Source organism: Pseudomonas sp. GL-RE-26, from assembly GCF_019956275.1.
Classification (GTDB): Bacteria; Pseudomonadota; Gammaproteobacteria; order Pseudomonadales; family Pseudomonadaceae; genus Aquipseudomonas; species Aquipseudomonas grandcourensis.
In genome coordinates this window covers 100,287-115,723 of the sequence record NZ_JAHBDI010000011.1, presented here as the reverse complement: position 1 = coordinate 115,723, position 15,437 = coordinate 100,287, and the positions used below count along the sequence as shown (strand labels likewise).

Genomic DNA, 15,437 nt, shown 5'->3' with positions numbered 1-15,437 from the left:
CGCCCTCGCTTAGATTTCAGCAGCCAGTTGGTTAACCAGCTCTGCGTGCGCGTTTTGATCGATTGTGGCACCCAGGATCTTCTCGGCGCCGCCGACTGCCAGCAAGCCCACTTGGGCACGCAGCGCGTCTTTGACACTGTTCAGTTCCTGTTCGATCTCGGCCTGAGCCTGAACCTTCACACGGTCAGCGTCGATACGGGCTTTTTCAACAGCCTCTTCGACAATCTGGTTACCGCGTTTCTTGGCTTGCTCGATGATTTCAGCTGCCTGAGCTTTCGCTTCGCGCAGTTGCTGACCCGCTTTCTCTTGGGCCAACTCCAGGTCGCGAGCTGCACGGCTGGCAGCGTCCAGACCATCAGCGATCTTCTTTTGACGTTCGTGCAGTGCCGCAATGACCGGAGGCCATACGAACTTCATGCAGAACAGTACAAAAATCAGGAACGCAACGGACTGGCCAATCAGGGTCGCATTAATGTTCACGCCAACACCTCGCAGTTACGTTGTCCATCACACCAAATTACCCGGAAGATCCGAGTAATTAGCCAGCGATTTGACCAACGAACGGGTTCGCAAAGGTGAAGAACAGAGCGATACCAACACCGATCATGGTTACGGCGTCGAGCAGACCGGCAACGATGAACATTTTAACTTGCAGCATTGGAACCATTTCTGGCTGACGCGCTGCGCCTTCCAGGAACTTGCCGCCCAGCAGGCCGAAACCAATTGCGGTACCCAGTGCGCCCAGGCCGATCAACAGTGCAACAGCGATAGCGGTTAGACCAACTACAGTTTCCATCTTTCCTCCCGACTTTTACGTCGTATGGTTTAGGTTTTTTAGATTAAAGCGGTAAAACAAATCGTTTCAGATGCCCCGTAAGGAGCCCCTTCCCGTTTTACCGGGAAGGACATCAGACTAGTCGAGACTGGTCTTAATGGTTTTCTTCGTGCGCCATCGACAGGTAAACGATGGTCAACATCATGAAGATGAACGCCTGCAGGGTGATGATCAGGATGTGGAACACAGCCCACGCCCACTGCAGAACAACGCCCAGGCCACTAAGCCAGAGCAGACCGCTGCCGAACATCACAGCAATCAGAATGAAGACCAGCTCGCCGGCATACATGTTGCCGAACAGACGCAGAGCCAGGGAGATCGGCTTGGCGATCAGGGTCACGAACTCCAGCAGGAAGTTCACCGGGATCAGCAGCGCCTGAAGGAAGATGTTCTTGCTGCCGAACGGGTGCAGGGTCAGCTCACCGATGAAGCCGCCGAGGCCCTTGATCTTGATGCTGTAGAAAATGATCAGCGCGAACACCGAGAAGGCCATGGCCAGAGTAGCGTTCGGGTCGGTGGTCGACACGGCACGGAACGGGATGTGGTGGTCGCCGGAGATCAGGATGGCCAGTTGAGGAATCCAGTCGACCGGTACCAGGTCGACGGCGTTCATCATGAACACCCAGACGAAGATGGTCAGTGCCAGCGGTGCAACCACTGGGCTACGGCCATGGAAGCTGTCTTTCACGCTGCCATCGACGAATTCGACCAATACTTCAACGAAGTTCTGCAAAGCACCAGGAACACCGGTAGTCGCCTTCTTTGCCGCCATGCGGAAAAGGAGAACGAAAATCAGACCCAATGCGACCGACCAGCCGAGAGTATCGACGTGGAAAGCCCAGAATCCCATTTCCTTGGCTTCTGCTGCGGTGTGGGCAAAGCCCCAGCCGCCGGTAGGGAGCTGACCGAAGGTCAGGTTCTGCAAGTGGTGCTGGATATAGCCCGAAGCGGTTGTTTCTGCCATGGTTGCCTCAAACGCCCTAAGGTCTCGAAAGTCTTGTTCTCATCAGCAGGGGAGCGAACCAGCTGACCGACTGAGTCAGCACGAAGGCACCGAATACTGCAATCGGCGCCAGTGGCTTCACACCTGCAAACACCAGTGCAAACAGCACTGCCGTCAAAATCAGTTTGCCTGCCTCGCCGGCATAAAAAGACCGGACGATGGACTGGGCTGCTCGGGCGCCGGAAAACCGAAATGCCCTGTGAGCGAAATAAACATTGGGTAGCAAGGCTATCAGGCCTCCGCAGAGTCCCGAGTACCCGGCAACGACTCCATATCGGTACCAGAGCGCCAAAGCGGCGATCAGCAACACGACAAATTGAGCCATTAACACCGGAAAAACTGCCAGGCGATGGAAGGGCAGGCGGTTTGGCGTGCGGGTTTCCATCACTTTTACTCTCCAATGGTCGGCTGCCGAAATTCACTAACTTGGCATAATTTGTGCCGACAAAATGCGCGCAGAGTATAGGGGCGGTTCTGCCCCTATTCAACTGTCAGGTAGTGATTTCCGACTGCGCGCTACATGAGGAAATGTTTCAGCGGATATGTGCAAGTACGCCTTGAAGCTCATCCAGGGAGTTGTAGCCAATCACCAACTGCCCTTTACCCTTCTTACCGTGGCGGATCTGCACCGCAGAGCCTAGGCGCTCGGCCAGGCGCTGTTCGAGCCGGGCGATATCCGGGTCCGGTTTTGCCGCTTCAACAGGCTCCGGTTTACCACTCAACCACTGGCGAACCAGTGCCTCGGTTTGGCGCACGGTCAGCCCGCGTGCGACAACATGTCGCGCCCCTTCAACCTGTTGAATTTCCGGTAAACCGAGCAAAGCACGGGCATGACCCATTTCCAGGTCGCCGTGGGACAACATGGTCTTGATGACTTCCGGCAAGGAAATCAGGCGCAGCAGGTTGGCCACGGTCACCCGGGACTTGCCCACAGCTTCAGCCACCTGTTGCTGGGTCAGCTGGAACTCCTGCTGCAAACGCTGCAGGGCCACCGCTTCTTCAATCGGATTCAGGTCTTCGCGCTGGATGTTCTCGATCAGCGCGATGGCGATCGCGGTTTCATCGGGCACATCGCGAACCATCGCCGGGATCGTTTCCTGCCCGGCTTGCTGGCTGGCGCGCCAGCGACGTTCGCCGGCAATGATCTCGAAGCGACCGCTACCGATCGGGCGAACCACGATGGGCTGCATGACGCCCTGGGCCTTGATCGACTGTGCCAGCTCTTCGAGCGCCTGCGGATCCATGTCACGACGCGGCTGGTACTTGCCGCGCTGGAGCAGATCCAGGGGAAGGTGCTGCAGCTCACGCTGATCGGCTTGCGCCGCTTGATCTTCCAGCGAGCTAACAGTCGGACCACTCAACAGAGCATCCAGTCCACGTCCGAGACCTCGTTTCTTGACGGCCATGGGGATTCCTTAAGTTGCCTGAGCAGCGGCGATGCGTGAGTTTTTGCGTTGACGACGAACCATTTCGCCTGCCAATGCCAGGTAGGCAACGGCGCCTCGCGATGCTTTGTCGTACGCCAGCGCCGGCATGCCGTAGCTTGGCGCTTCGGCCAGACGGATGTTACGCGGGATGACGGTGTCGTAGAGCTGCTCGCCGAAGTGTTCCTTGAGCTGCGCCGAGACATCGTTCATCAGGCTCAGGCGCGGATCGTACATCGTACGCAGCAGGCCTTCGACCTTGAGGTTCGGGTTCAGCAGTTCAGAGATACGCTTGATGTTATCCACAAGGTCGCTCAAGCCTTCGAGTGCGAAGTACTCGCACTGCATGGGGATAATTACCCCGTCGGCGGCAACCAGTGCGTTCAAGGTCAGCATCGACAGCGACGGCGGGCAGTCGATCAAAATGTAATCGTAGTTTTCCCGGATCGGCGCCAGCGCGCTGCGCAGACGGCTTTCCTTCATCTGCATTTCCAGCAGAACCACTTCGGCCGCGGTGAGGTCGCGGTTGGCCGGTAACAGCTGGTAGCCACCGTGTTCGGAGAAGTGCATGGCCTGGGCCAGATCACATTCGCCGATCAGCAGATCGTAGACCGAGTTTTCCAGGCCATGTTTATCCACACCGCTACCCATGGTGGCGTTGCCCTGTGGATCAAGGTCGATCAACAGCACCCGGCGCTTGGTCGCGACCAGGGATGCTGCGAGGTTGATGCAGGTGGTGGTTTTGCCCACTCCACCCTTTTGGTTCGCAATCGCGAATACCTTAGCCATTCTTGCTTGTGTTCCCAATCATGCCGTGCGGCGCAGTATCAGCAGATGGCGTTGGCCTTGGCAACCAGGTACGGCCAGGGCGTGTTCGCTATCGAGGTGGAAGTCTGCCGGCAATGCTACCAGCTCATCGGCCGGATGAACGCCCTTCATTGCCAGCCAGCGTGTTTCGCTATCGCCGAGGTGGCGAGTCCAGTTGCTGAAGTTTTCCATGCTGCTGAACGCCCGGGAAATGATCCCGTTGAACGGTTGGGCAGGCTGGAACGCTTCGACGCGACTGTGGATAACTTGCAGGTTATCCAGTTTGAGTTCGAGTTTGACCTGGGTCAGGAAGCGGGTTTTCTTTCCGTTGCTGTCCAGGCAGGTCACCTGGGACTCGGGAAACAGGATCGCCATCGGAATGCCAGGCATGCCGCCGCCACTGCCGACGTCGAGCCAGCGACCGTTTTCGATGAACGACATCACACTCAGGCTATCGAGCAAGTGACGGGAAACCATTTCGTCCGGATCACGCACGGCGGTGAGGTTGTAAGCCTTGTTCCATTTGATCAACAGGGCCAGGTAACCCAGCAGCTGCGCGTGCTGGGTTTCTGTCAGCGTGACACCGAGTTGGCGAGCACCTGTGGATAACTCTTCTGCGTGTTGCGAAGTGACCAACGAACTCAAGCGCTTTGCTCCAACTGACGGCCCGCGCCGCGTTTTTTCAAATGAATCATCAACAGCGAAATGGCTGCCGGCGTAACGCCCGGGATACGCGAGGCCTGGCCCAAGGTTTCGGGACGGGTCGCGCCGAGCTTGCTCTGGATCTCCTTGGAGAGTCCGGAAATATTCGTGTAATCGATATCCACAGGCAATTTGGTGTCTTCGCTGGCTCGCAGGCGGGCGATTTCATCCTGTTGACGATCGATGTAACCGGCGTACTTGGTCTTGATTTCGACCTGCTCGGCAACCTGTGGATCTTCTGCGCCCCCACCGGTCACGGCGATCAGACCAGCGTAGTCGATTTCCGGACGGCTCAAGAGATTCAGCAGGTTGTATTCGTGGGTCAGTGGCGTACCGAATTTTTCGGCAATGGCATCGCCCTGTTCGGTGCCCGGGCGTACCCAGGTGCTTTTCAGGCGCTGCTCTTCCAGTTCGATGCTTTCGCGTTTTTTGCAGAAAGCCGCCCAGCGCGCGTCATCCACCAGGCCCAGTTCGCGACCTTTTTCGGTCAGGCGCAGGTCGGCGTTGTCTTCACGCAGGATCAAGCGATATTCGGCGCGGGATGTGAACATCCGGTACGGCTCCTGGGTACCAAGGGTAATCAGGTCGTCGACCAAAACGCCGATATAGGCCTCGTCGCGACGCGGGCACCAGGCGTCTTTGCCTTGCGCACGCAGTGCAGCGTTGGTCCCGGCGAGCAAACCCTGGGCACCGGCTTCTTCGTAACCGGTTGTGCCGTTGATTTGCCCGGCGAAGAACAAGCCGCCGATGACTTTGGTTTCCAGGCTGTATTTCAAATCCCGTGGATCGAAGTAGTCGTACTCGATCGCGTAGCCGGGACGCACGATGTGCGCGTTTTCCATGCCGCGGATCGATTGAACGATCTGCAATTGCACGTCGAACGGCAAGCTTGTGGATATCCCGTTCGGATACAGCTCATGGGTGGTCAAACCTTCCGGTTCGATGAACACCTGATGGCTTTCCTTGTCGGCGAAGCGATGGATCTTGTCTTCGATCGACGGGCAATAACGCGGGCCGATGCCTTCGATCTCACCGGCAGCGGAATACATCGGCGAACGATCGAGGTTCGCGGCAATGATTTCGTGGGTGCGCGCATTCGTGTGGGTAATCCAGCAACTGACTTGCTTCGGATGCTGCTCTTTGGACCCCATGAACGACATCACCGGGATCGGCGTATCACCCGGTTGCTCGGACATCACCGAGAAATCCACAGACCGGCCGTCGATACGCGGCGGAGTACCGGTTTTCAAACGACCCACACGCAATGGCAGTTCACGCAGACGGTGAGCCAGCGCGATCGATGGCGGATCACCGGCGCGACCGCCGGAAAAATTCTGCAACCCGATGTGGATAAGTCCACCGAGGAACGTGCCGGTGGTCAACACCACGGAATCGGCGAGGAAACGCAGACCCATTTGCGTGACAACACCACGGACTTGTTCCTGCTCGACGATCAGATCGTCAGCGGCCTGTTGAAATATCCACAGGTTCGGCTGGTTCTCCAGGATTTCGCGGACAGCGGCCTTGTACAGAACCCGGTCTGCCTGTGCGCGGGTTGCTCGCACGGCCGGGCCTTTGCGGCTGTTCAACACTCGAAACTGGATACCGCCTTTATCGGTAGCCATGGCCATCGCGCCGCCGAGGGCGTCGATTTCCTTGACCAGGTGGCTTTTGCCGATCCCGCCAATGGCCGGGTTGCAACTCATGGCACCGAGGGTTTCCACGTTATGCGTCAGCAACAGGGTTTTAACCCCCATACGTGCTGAGGCCAGTGCTGCCTCGGTACCGGCATGACCGCCGCCGATGACGATCACTTCAAAACGGGAAGGGAAATCCACCACGCACCTCGTGCCTGCTTAAGTAGGTAATTCAGGAATAGTTTGAGCTCAGGTTTTCGGACCTGGTCGACAAGTATAGGGACTTCGCCCTTCCTAAAGAACCCTTTGCACAAAATTTAACCAGCTGTGGAAAAGTCGGAGTTATAGAAATTAAAAAGAAAGAAATTTATTAAATCTTTGTTTTTATGTTTATTTCTATGCACCTTCATTTCTGTGGATAGATTTACACAGCCCTTTGTTTTCAATGTGTACAGAGATTCAAAACCCTGTGTTCATGTACCAATGAGGCCCTTGGATAACCAGTGTAAGCCTGTGGATGAAAGTGGTGGTTATCCACAGAGGCGGTTATGTCCAGTTTTCGAGCCCTGTTATCAACTGACCTTAGCTACGGTTATTCACAGGGCTTAATCCACAGAAAAGCGCCGTTTGCTCGAAATTCGGGCACAGGAATTCCGCTCAAGCAGACGAAGTCCGCTCGGCACTGGAGGTATTTTTCAGAAAAGGAGGGAGCAGACAGGCACAAATGGCCTGTCTGTGAACAACAGGAGGGCTACTTACCGATACAGAAGCTGGAGAAAATTCGCCCCAGCAGATCGTCAGAGCTGAAAGCACCGGTGATTTCACCCAGCGACTGCTGAGCCTGGCGCAAATCCTCGGCCAGCAACTCGCCAGCACCGGCCAGGGTCAATTGGGCACGGCCATGCTCGAGGGCAGCACCGGCATGACGTAGCGCCTCAAGGTGTCGCCGGCGAGCGCTGAAGCTGCTTTCGGACGTTTGTTCATAGCCCATGCAGGCCTTGAGGTGATCACGCAGCAGTTCCAGCCCGACACCACCAGACTTGGCGCTCAGGCTGATGGTGACATGGCCGTCCTCGCTGACCTCCAGGGCAATGGCTTCGCCCGTAAGGTCCGCCTTGTTGCGAATCAGGGTGACTTTCGCGGGATCGGGACGGATTTCGAGAAACTCCGGCCAGAGTGCAAAGGGATCGAGGGCTTCCGGTGCCGTGGCATCGACCACCAGCAATACCCGATCTGCTTCGCCGATGGCTTTCAAGGCACGCTCGACGCCGATCTTTTCCACATGATCATCGGTATCGCGCAGACCAGCGGTATCCACGACGTGCAGCGGCATGCCATCGATGTGGATATGTTCACGAAGCACGTCACGGGTGGTACCGGCAATTTCGGTCACGATTGCCGCTTCACGCCCGGCCAATGCATTGAGCAGGCTGGATTTACCGGCATTCGGACGACCGGCAATAACCACGGTCATGCCATCACGCAGTAACGCACCCTGCCCGGCTTCACGGATGACGGTGGATAACTCGTCGCGCACTTTGTCGAGCATGCTCAAGACGTGGCCATCGGCGAGGAAGTCGATTTCCTCTTCCGGAAAATCGATGGCCGCTTCGACATAGATGCGCAGGCCGATCAGCTGTTCGGTGAGGTTATGCACACGTGACGAGAAAGCCCCCTGCAGGGAGCGCAATGCGTTTCGCGCAGCCTGGGCGGAACTGGCTTCAATCAGGTCGGCAATGGCTTCGGCCTGGGCGAGGTCCAGTTTGTCGTTGAGGAAGGCGCGCTCACTGAATTCCCCCGGTCGGGCGAGACGGCAACCCAGTTCCAGGCAGCGCTTGAGCAGCATATCCAGAACAATCGGACCGCCATGGCCTTGCAGCTCCAGCACATCTTCGCCAGTGAACGAGTTTGGGCCGGGGAAATACAGGGCAATGCCCTGGTCCAGCACCTCGTCGTTTTCACTGAAGAACGGACCGTAGTGAGCAAATCGCGGCTTGAGCTCGCGCCCACTGAAGGCCTTGGCCGCAACGCTGGCCAACGGCCCGGAAATACGCACGATGCCTACACCGCCACGACCTTGAGCGGTGGCGACGGCTGCAATGGTTTCACGAGGAACGCTCATAAACCGGTATCCAGACAAAAGTGACAGATAGCAAAACGCCCCACTAGGGGGCGTTTTGAGTGGTTATTCACAGTGTAAATCAGGCAGCTGCTTTGGTAGCCGCTTCGATCTTACGTGTGATGTACCACTGTTGGGCGATCGACAGGCAGTTGTTCACTACCCAGTACAGCACCAGACCAGCCGGGAACCACAGGAAGAAGAAGGTGAAGATGATTGGCATCAGCTTCATCACCTTGGCCTGCATCGGATCTGGAGGAGTCGGGTTCAGCTGCTGCTGGATGAACATGGTTGCACCCATGATGATCGGCAGAATGAAGAACGGATCCTTGATCGACAGGTCAGTAATCCACAGCATGAATGGAGCCTGACGCATCTCGACGCTTTCCAGCAGAACCCAGTACAGCGAGAGGAAAACCGGCATCTGCACGAGGATTGGCAAGCAACCACCCAGCGGATTGATCTTCTCTTTCTTGTACAGCTCCATCATGGATTGCGACATTTTCTGCCGGTCATCGCCATGTTGCTCTTTCAGCGCAGCCAGTTTCGGTGCCACTGCACGCATGCGCGCCATGGATTTGTAGCTGGCAGCCGACAGCGGGAAGAAGATTCCTTTGATCAGCATGGTCAGGAAGATGATCGACCAGCCCCAGTTACCCACAATGGCGTGGATATGTTGCAGCAACCAGAAGATCGGTTGGGCGATGAACCACAAAATGCCGTAGTCGACCGTCAGTTCCAGACCTGGGGACAACTCTTTGAGCACAGCCTGGCTTTTCGGACCTGCGTACAGAACAGCGCTGGTCTCAGCCTTGGCACCCGGTGCAACACTCATCGATGGGCCGGTGAAGCCGATGATGTAGTTGCCTTTGCTGTCTTTACGGGTCTGGACGATGTTGTTTTCGCCCTTGGCCGGAATCCATGCGGTCACGAAGTAGTGCTGCAACCAGGCAACCCAACCGCCAGTGACGGTTTCTTTCAACGGCGCCTTGTCCATGTCCTTCATGGACACTTTCTTGTACGGCTCGGAACTTGTCCACAGGGCGGCGCCCAGGTAAGTCGCGGTGCCGGTAGCCGTGGTCGACGAAGGATCGGCGCTGGCGTCGCGCTTCAACTGGGCGAACATCGCACCGGTCCAGGGCTGGGCGCTCTGGTTGTCGATCAGGTAGGAAACGGTTACGTCATACAGGCCGCGTTTCAGGGAGAAACGCTTGATGTAGTTGACGCCGTCCTTGCTGAACTTCAGGTCCACGACCAATTGGTCCTGACCGTCAGCCAGCTGATAAACCTTCTTCTCCGAGGAATAAACCGGACGACCGGCCGGATTTGCATCCGGACCGTTGGTGCCGATCAGACCACTTTGCGCCAGATAAGTACGTTCGCCGCCGTTATCAAACAGCTGGAACGGAATTTCCGGGTGATCCTGACGACGCGGATACAGCGGCAGGGTCAGCTGGGCAACATCGCCACCTTGTGGGTCGACAGCCAGGTCCAGTACATCCGTTTTGATCTGGATGAGGTCCTTGCTCACAGCCACCGGCGTTTCGGCAGGTGCGCTGGTGTCGCTTGCAGCACGTGGAATGTCGTCACTGGCAGAAGCGTTGGAGCCAGATGCCGTATCCGGCAGGCCCGATGCAGTCGTATTGGTGGCAACATTCTGAGTCGGCAGGGCAGCCTGGCCATAGTCCTGGTTCCATTTAAGAACCATAACGTAGGACACGATTGCCAGGGCGACGATCAGGATCGTGCGTTTGATATCCATGATTACTCGGCCATCGAAGAAGAACGGGAGGTAGGGATAGGTGGAACCGGGTCATAACCACCGGGATTCCACGGATGACAGCGACCTAAACGACGAAAGGTCAGCCAGCCACCGCGAAGAAGGCCATGATTTTCGATGGCTTCTAACGCGTAGCAGGAACAACTGGGGTAGAAACGACAGTGGCTGGCCATCAGGGGACTAATGGCATAGCGATAAAACTGGATCGGAACGAGTGCCAGTTTACGCATCTGGACTGTCTACCCCTACAGTTTCGGTTTTGACTGCTGGTACCGGCGAACTGCGAGCCAGTCGTTTCCAGAGTTTGCCGAAATGCTGAATCAATTCGGGGTTTTCTACATCGCCCAAACCTTTGCGCGCGACGATAACAATGTCCCAACCGACCAGAGAATCCTGGTTCAGGCGAAACGATTCGCGCATCAGACGTTTGAGGCGATTGCGCTCGACGGAGAGCTTTACGCTCTTTTTCCCGATAACCAACCCGAGACGGGGGTGATCAAGATCGTTGTTGCGCGCAAGGAGCAGGAGATTTTTCCCCGGAACCTTGCCGGTAGGGGAGTCAAAGACTGCCTTGAATTGCCGGGGGGTAAGCAGACGCTTTTCCCGACTGAAGTCCTGACTCACCTCCAGTGCCGGATTATCAAACTGCCAGACGCGCACGACCTTTGGCGCGACGACGCGACAGGACGGCACGACCGTTCTTGGTAGCCATGCGAGCACGGAAACCGTGGGTACGAGCGCGTTTGATAGTGCTTGGTTGGAAAGTACGTTTCATTGTCGTGTTACCTGGTTCGTCCACAACGGGCCGGAATGGCCCCCGTTTTAAGAGACCGGGGATTCTAGAGAAAGCAAGCCTTCAGGTCAATTTCCAACCAACGTTTCCTTATAAATAGATCTTCAAAGGCTTTTCAGCGTTTGCTCCTTGCGTAGATATAAAAATAAGAAAGGAAAGTATTTAAAGCTTTTCTGTAAAGCTTATAAAAGCTAGGCCCGCACCCTTCTGTGGATAAGTCGATTCAGCCCTTGTGTTACCTGATGTACAGAGAATGACAACTACAGTGGAAAACAGTGTTCAGCCTGTGCTGCGCTGTCGGATAACCTGTGTGTGAAAGGTCACCTTATCCACAGGCCGGTTATCCACCGAGTTTCGCCCCCACTTGTGCAATGACCTTAACCCCGGTTATCCACAGAGCTTATACACAGACCACTGGTCGCCTTTTTTGCGTATGAAAGGGTGATTCTTCTTGGTGGATGAACCACCTTCGTGTGGATAAGTCGGCGTCTGGTCGCTACAATGGCCGCTTGTTTTTGCCTCACCGGCTTTCAACTTAGGGGATATCCGTGTCAGTGGAACTTTGGCAGCAGTGCGTGGAGCTTCTGCGCGATGAGCTGCCTGCCCAACAATTCAACACTTGGATCCGTCCACTACAGGTCGAAGCCGAAGGCGACGAGTTGCGTGTCTATGCGCCCAATCGTTTTGTTCTGGACTGGGTCAACGAAAAGTACCTGGGGCGTGTTCTCGAATTGCTCGATGAACACGGCAATGGCATGGCGCCTGCGCTTTCCCTATTAATAGGCAGCAAACGCAGTTCGGCACCCCGTGCCGCGCCCAATGCTCCCCTGGCTGCCGCGGCTTCCCAGGCGCAGGCTGCTCAAGCGCCCGCCAGTCCGCCGCCGGCACCTGCTGCAGCGTCGACCAAGCGTGCGACGCAAAAAGTGGCTGAGGTCACCGAGGAAGAACCTTCCCGTGACAGCTTCGACCCAATGGCCGGTGCCAGTTCGCAACAGGCTCCGGTTCGTGCCGAACAACGTACCGTGCAGGTCGAAGGTGCGCTCAAGCACACCAGTTATCTGAACCGCACCTTTACCTTTGAGAATTTCGTTGAAGGTAAATCCAACCAGCTGGCGCGCGCCGCCGCCTGGCAGGTGGCTGACAACCCCAAGCACGGTTACAACCCGCTCTTCCTTTATGGTGGCGTCGGCCTGGGTAAAACCCACTTGATGCACGCTGTGGGTAACCATCTATTAAAGAAGAACCCGAATGCCAAGGTCGTATACCTGCATTCCGAGCGTTTCGTGGCGGACATGGTCAAGGCCCTGCAACTGAACGCGATCAACGAGTTCAAACGCTTCTACCGTTCGGTGGATGCGTTGCTGATCGATGACATTCAGTTCTTCGCCCGCAAGGAGCGTTCCCAGGAAGAGTTTTTCCACACGTTCAACGCCCTGCTCGAAGGTGGCCAGCAGGTCATTCTCACCAGTGACCGCTACCCGAAGGAAATCGAAGGCCTTGAAGAGCGCCTCAAATCCCGCTTTGGCTGGGGCCTGACCGTAGCGGTCGAGCCGCCGGAGCTGGAAACCCGCGTGGCGATCCTGATGAAGAAGGCCGATCAGGCCAAAGTCGAACTGCCTCACGACGCCGCGTTCTTCATTGCCCAGCGCATTCGCTCCAACGTCCGTGAGCTGGAAGGCGCGCTCAAGCGCGTGATCGCCCACTCGCACTTCATGGGCCGCGATATCACCATCGAGCTGATTCGCGAATCCCTTAAGGACTTGTTGGCGTTGCAGGATAAACTGGTCTCTGTGGATAACATTCAGCGCACTGTCGCCGAGTACTACAAGATCAAGATCTCCGACTTGCTGTCCAAACGCCGTTCGCGTTCGGTCGCTCGTCCGCGTCAGGTCGCCATGGCGTTGTCCAAGGAACTGACCAACCACAGCCTGCCGGAAATCGGCGATGTGTTTGGCGGTCGCGACCATACAACGGTCTTGCACGCGTGCCGCAAGATCAACGAACTTAAGGAATCCGACGCGGACATCCGCGAGGACTACAAGAACCTGCTGCGTACGCTGACCACTTGATGAACACCAGCGCAGCTTATTAAGGCAAGGGACTAGACCATGCATTTCACCATTCAACGCGAAGCCCTGTTGAAACCCCTGCAACTGGTCGCAGGCGTCGTCGAACGCCGACAGACCTTGCCGGTACTTTCCAACGTGCTGCTGGTTGTCGAAGGCCAGCAATTGTCGCTGACCGGTACCGACCTGGAAGTCGAGCTGGTTGGTCGTGTTCAACTCGAAGAGCCGGCGGATCCGGGTTCCATCACCGTGCCAGCGCGCAAGCTGATGGACATCTGCAAAAGCCTGCCGAACGATGCGCTGATCGACATCAAGGTCGACGAGCAGAAGCTTGTGGTCAAGGCCGGCCGTAGCCGCTTCACCCTGTCGACACTGCCGGCCAACGATTTCCCTACCGTGGAAGAAGGCCCGGGTTCGCTGACCTGCAGTCTGGAGCAAAGCAAGCTGCGCCGTCTGATCGAGCGCACCAGCTTCGCCATGGCCCAGCAGGACGTGCGTTACTACCTCAACGGCATGCTGCTGGAAGTCTCCGCTGGCGTGATCCGCGCCGTAGCCACCGACGGTCACCGTCTGGCCATGTGCTCGATGCAGGCCGATATCGGTCAGCCGGATCGTCACCAGGTCATCGTGCCGCGCAAAGGTATCCTCGAACTGGCACGCCTGCTTACCGAGCCGGACGGCAATGTCAGCATCGTGCTGGGTCAGCATCACATCCGCGCCACCACCGGTGAGTTCACCTTCACTTCGAAACTGGTCGACGGCAAATTCCCGGACTACGAGCGTGTGCTGCCTAAAGGTGGCGACAAGCTGGTACTTGGCGATCGCCAGGCTCTGCGCGAAGCGTTTAGCCGTACCGCGATTCTGTCCAACGAGAAGTACCGTGGTATCCGTCTGCAACTGGCCAGCGGTCAGCTGAAGATCCAGGCGAACAACCCGGAGCAGGAAGAAGCGGAAGAAGAAGTGGGCGTTGAATACAACGGCGGCTCTCTGGAAATCGGCTTCAACGTGAGCTACCTGCTCGACGTACTGGGCGTGATGACCACCGAGCAGGTTCGTCTGATCCTGTCCGACTCCAACAGCAGCGCGCTGGTGCAGGAATCGGATAACGACGACTCGGCCTACGTTGTCATGCCGATGCGTCTGTAATCATGCTCAGCAGAAGCTAGATGTCCTTAAGTCGCGTCTCGGTCACCGCGGTGCGCAATCTGCACCCGGTGACCTTCTCCCCCTCCTCCCGCATCAATATTCTTTACGGCGCCAACGGCAGCGGCAAAACCAGTGTTCTGGAAGCCATCCATCTGCTGGGGCTTGCCCGTTCGTTTCGCAGCACCCGTCTGTTGCCGGTCATTCAATACGAACAACTGGCGTGCACGGTCTTTGGCCAGGTTGAACTGGCGGAGGGTGGGCATAGCGCCTTGGGCATTTCTCGGGATCGACAAGGCGAATTTCAGATCCGTATCGATGGGCAGAATGCGCGCAGCGCCGCGCAACTGGCCGAGATCCTGCCACTGCAACTGATCAATCCGGACAGCTTCCGATTGCTGGAAGGTGCGCCGAAGATTCGCCGGCAGTTTCTCGACTGGGGTGTGTTCCACGTGGAACCGCGTTTCATGTCAACCTGGCAGCGCTTGCAGAAGGCCCTGCGCCAGAGAAACTCTTGGCTGCGGCATGGTACACTTGACGCCGTTTCGCAAGCGGTTTGGGACAGGGAACTGTGCCAGGCCAGCGCTGAAATAGATGAATACCGCCGCGCTTATATCAAAGCCTTGAAACCAGTCTTTGAACAAACCTTGAGCGATCTGGTTGAGCTTGAAGGCTTGACGCTTAGCTATTACCGCGGCTGGGACAAGGACCGTGAACTGAGTGCTGTGCTCGCCGGGTCTCTTCAGCGGGACCAGCAAATGGGGCATACCCAGGCCGGACCACAACGTGCTGATTTGCGTCTCAGACTGGGCGCGCATAACGCCGCGGACATCTTGTCCCGTGGCCAGCAGAAGTTGGTGGTTTGCGCGTTGCGGATTGCCCAAGGTCACTTGGTCAGCCAGGCTCGACGCGGTCAGTGTATTTATCTGGTGGATGACTTGCCGTCCGAGCTGGACGAGCACCACCGTCGCGCACTTTGCCGCTTGTTGGAAGACTTACGCTGCCAGGTCTTTATCACCTGTGTAGATCACGAATTATTGAGGGAAGGCTGGCAGACGGAAACGCCAGTCGCTCTGTTCCACGTGGAACAGGGCCGTATCACCCAGACCCACGACCATCGGGAGTGAA

General features: G+C 56.8%; 16 protein-coding genes. 3 read left to right on the top strand and 13 right to left on the bottom strand.

Annotation, left to right across the window (positions count from 1 at the left end; genetic code table 11):
- Positions 1-9: 9 nt before the first annotated feature.
- The 13 genes from KGB07_RS08070 to rpmH all read right to left on the bottom strand — a co-directional run bounded on the left by KGB07_RS08070 (position 10) and on the right by rpmH (position 11,082).
- The gene (locus tag KGB07_RS08070) at positions 10-480 is read right to left on the bottom strand and encodes a F0F1 ATP synthase subunit B (protein ID WP_008064601.1); all 471 of its coding nucleotides are present in this window, start codon (positions 478-480) and stop codon (positions 10-12) included.
- A 58-nt stretch (positions 481-538) separates the two neighbouring features.
- On the bottom strand, positions 539-796 hold the full coding sequence (gene atpE / locus KGB07_RS08065) for a F0F1 ATP synthase subunit C (RefSeq protein WP_003097235.1): 258 nt from the start codon (positions 794-796) through the stop codon (positions 539-541).
- A gap of 133 nt (positions 797-929) precedes the next feature.
- Positions 930-1,799, bottom strand: a complete 870-nt coding sequence (gene atpB / locus KGB07_RS08060; RefSeq protein ID WP_046038787.1) for a F0F1 ATP synthase subunit A — start codon at positions 1,797-1,799, stop codon at positions 930-932.
- Between the two features lie 16 nt (positions 1,800-1,815).
- On the bottom strand, positions 1,816-2,223 hold the full coding sequence (locus KGB07_RS08055; RefSeq protein WP_008045685.1) for a F0F1 ATP synthase subunit I: 408 nt from the start codon (positions 2,221-2,223) through the stop codon (positions 1,816-1,818).
- Positions 2,224-2,371: 148 nt separating this feature from the next.
- Entirely contained in the window at positions 2,372-3,244 is an 873-nt protein-coding gene (locus KGB07_RS08050; RefSeq protein ID WP_046038784.1) for a ParB/RepB/Spo0J family partition protein, read from the bottom strand.
- Positions 3,245-3,253: 9 nt separating this feature from the next.
- Entirely contained in the window at positions 3,254-4,051 is a 798-nt protein-coding gene (locus KGB07_RS08045) for a ParA family protein (RefSeq protein WP_046038783.1), read from the bottom strand.
- A gap of 18 nt (positions 4,052-4,069) precedes the next feature.
- The gene (rsmG, locus tag KGB07_RS08040) at positions 4,070-4,714 is read right to left on the bottom strand and encodes a 16S rRNA (guanine(527)-N(7))-methyltransferase RsmG (RefSeq protein WP_223465165.1); all 645 of its coding nucleotides are present in this window, start codon (positions 4,712-4,714) and stop codon (positions 4,070-4,072) included.
- On the bottom strand, positions 4,711-6,609 hold the full coding sequence (mnmG, locus tag KGB07_RS08035; RefSeq protein WP_046038780.1) for a tRNA uridine-5-carboxymethylaminomethyl(34) synthesis enzyme MnmG: 1,899 nt from the start codon (positions 6,607-6,609) through the stop codon (positions 4,711-4,713). The genes rsmG and mnmG overlap by 4 nt, the downstream gene beginning before the upstream one ends.
- 550 nt (positions 6,610-7,159) lie before the next feature.
- Positions 7,160-8,530 carry a tRNA uridine-5-carboxymethylaminomethyl(34) synthesis GTPase MnmE gene (gene mnmE / locus KGB07_RS08030; RefSeq protein ID WP_046038778.1) on the bottom strand — a complete coding sequence of 457 codons (1,371 nt, stop codon included), beginning with the start codon at positions 8,528-8,530 and terminating at the stop codon, positions 7,160-7,162.
- Between the two features lie 79 nt (positions 8,531-8,609).
- Positions 8,610-10,289 (bottom strand): membrane protein insertase YidC, encoded by a 1,680-nt coding sequence (gene yidC, locus KGB07_RS08025; RefSeq protein WP_046038776.1) that lies wholly within the window; start codon positions 10,287-10,289, stop codon positions 8,610-8,612.
- 2 nt (positions 10,290-10,291) lie between these two features.
- Complete coding sequence (gene yidD / locus KGB07_RS08020) at positions 10,292-10,537, bottom strand: membrane protein insertion efficiency factor YidD (protein ID WP_010207715.1); 246 nt, start codon at positions 10,535-10,537, stop codon at positions 10,292-10,294.
- On the bottom strand, positions 10,530-10,931 hold the full coding sequence (gene rnpA, locus KGB07_RS08015) for a ribonuclease P protein component (RefSeq protein WP_056727027.1): 402 nt from the start codon (positions 10,929-10,931) through the stop codon (positions 10,530-10,532). The genes yidD and rnpA overlap by 8 nt, the downstream gene beginning before the upstream one ends.
- Positions 10,932-10,947: 16 nt before the next feature.
- Positions 10,948-11,082 (bottom strand): 50S ribosomal protein L34, encoded by a 135-nt coding sequence (gene rpmH / locus KGB07_RS08010; RefSeq protein WP_003213577.1) that lies wholly within the window; start codon positions 11,080-11,082, stop codon positions 10,948-10,950.
- A gap of 566 nt (positions 11,083-11,648) precedes the next feature.
- On the opposite strand from rpmH, the gene dnaA reads away from it, so the two are divergent.
- Genes dnaA through recF form a run of 3 tightly spaced genes read left to right on the top strand, consistent with a single transcriptional unit; the run spans position 11,649 to position 15,436 of the window.
- Positions 11,649-13,169 carry a chromosomal replication initiator protein DnaA gene (gene dnaA / locus KGB07_RS08005; RefSeq protein ID WP_046038773.1) on the top strand — a complete coding sequence of 507 codons (1,521 nt, stop codon included), beginning with the start codon at positions 11,649-11,651 and terminating at the stop codon, positions 13,167-13,169.
- A gap of 39 nt (positions 13,170-13,208) precedes the next feature.
- Positions 13,209-14,312 (top strand): DNA polymerase III subunit beta, encoded by a 1,104-nt coding sequence (gene dnaN, locus KGB07_RS08000; RefSeq protein WP_007969885.1) that lies wholly within the window; start codon positions 13,209-13,211, stop codon positions 14,310-14,312.
- Between the two features lie 20 nt (positions 14,313-14,332).
- Entirely contained in the window at positions 14,333-15,436 is a 1,104-nt protein-coding gene (recF, locus tag KGB07_RS07995; RefSeq protein ID WP_046038769.1) for a DNA replication/repair protein RecF, read from the top strand.
- The last annotated feature ends 1 nt before the right edge of the window (position 15,437 follow it).

Excerpts from the sequence above, each read along its gene's own strand:
- dnaN (WP_007969885.1), top strand. The coding sequence starts at position 13,209 with ATGCATTTCACCATTCAACGCGAAGCCCTGTTGAAACCCCTGCAACTG.
- KGB07_RS08045 (WP_046038783.1), bottom strand. The coding sequence starts at position 4,051 with ATGGCTAAGGTATTCGCGATTGCGAACCAAAAGGGTGGAGTGGGCAAA.
- recF (WP_046038769.1), top strand. The coding sequence starts at position 14,333 with ATGTCCTTAAGTCGCGTCTCGGTCACCGCGGTGCGCAATCTGCACCCG.
- atpB (WP_046038787.1), bottom strand. The coding sequence starts at position 1,799 with ATGGCAGAAACAACCGCTTCGGGCTATATCCAGCACCACTTGCAGAAC.
- KGB07_RS08050 (WP_046038784.1), bottom strand. The coding sequence starts at position 3,244 with ATGGCCGTCAAGAAACGAGGTCTCGGACGTGGACTGGATGCTCTGTTG.
- yidC (WP_046038776.1), bottom strand. The coding sequence starts at position 10,289 with ATGGATATCAAACGCACGATCCTGATCGTCGCCCTGGCAATCGTGTCC.
- mnmE (WP_046038778.1), bottom strand. The coding sequence starts at position 8,530 with ATGAGCGTTCCTCGTGAAACCATTGCAGCCGTCGCCACCGCTCAAGGT.
- rpmH (WP_003213577.1), bottom strand. The coding sequence starts at position 11,082 with ATGAAACGTACTTTCCAACCAAGCACTATCAAACGCGCTCGTACCCAC.
- KGB07_RS08055 (WP_008045685.1), bottom strand. The coding sequence starts at position 2,223 with ATGGAAACCCGCACGCCAAACCGCCTGCCCTTCCATCGCCTGGCAGTT.
- yidD (WP_010207715.1), bottom strand. The coding sequence starts at position 10,537 with ATGCGTAAACTGGCACTCGTTCCGATCCAGTTTTATCGCTATGCCATT.
- atpE (WP_003097235.1), bottom strand. The coding sequence starts at position 796 with ATGGAAACTGTAGTTGGTCTAACCGCTATCGCTGTTGCACTGTTGATC.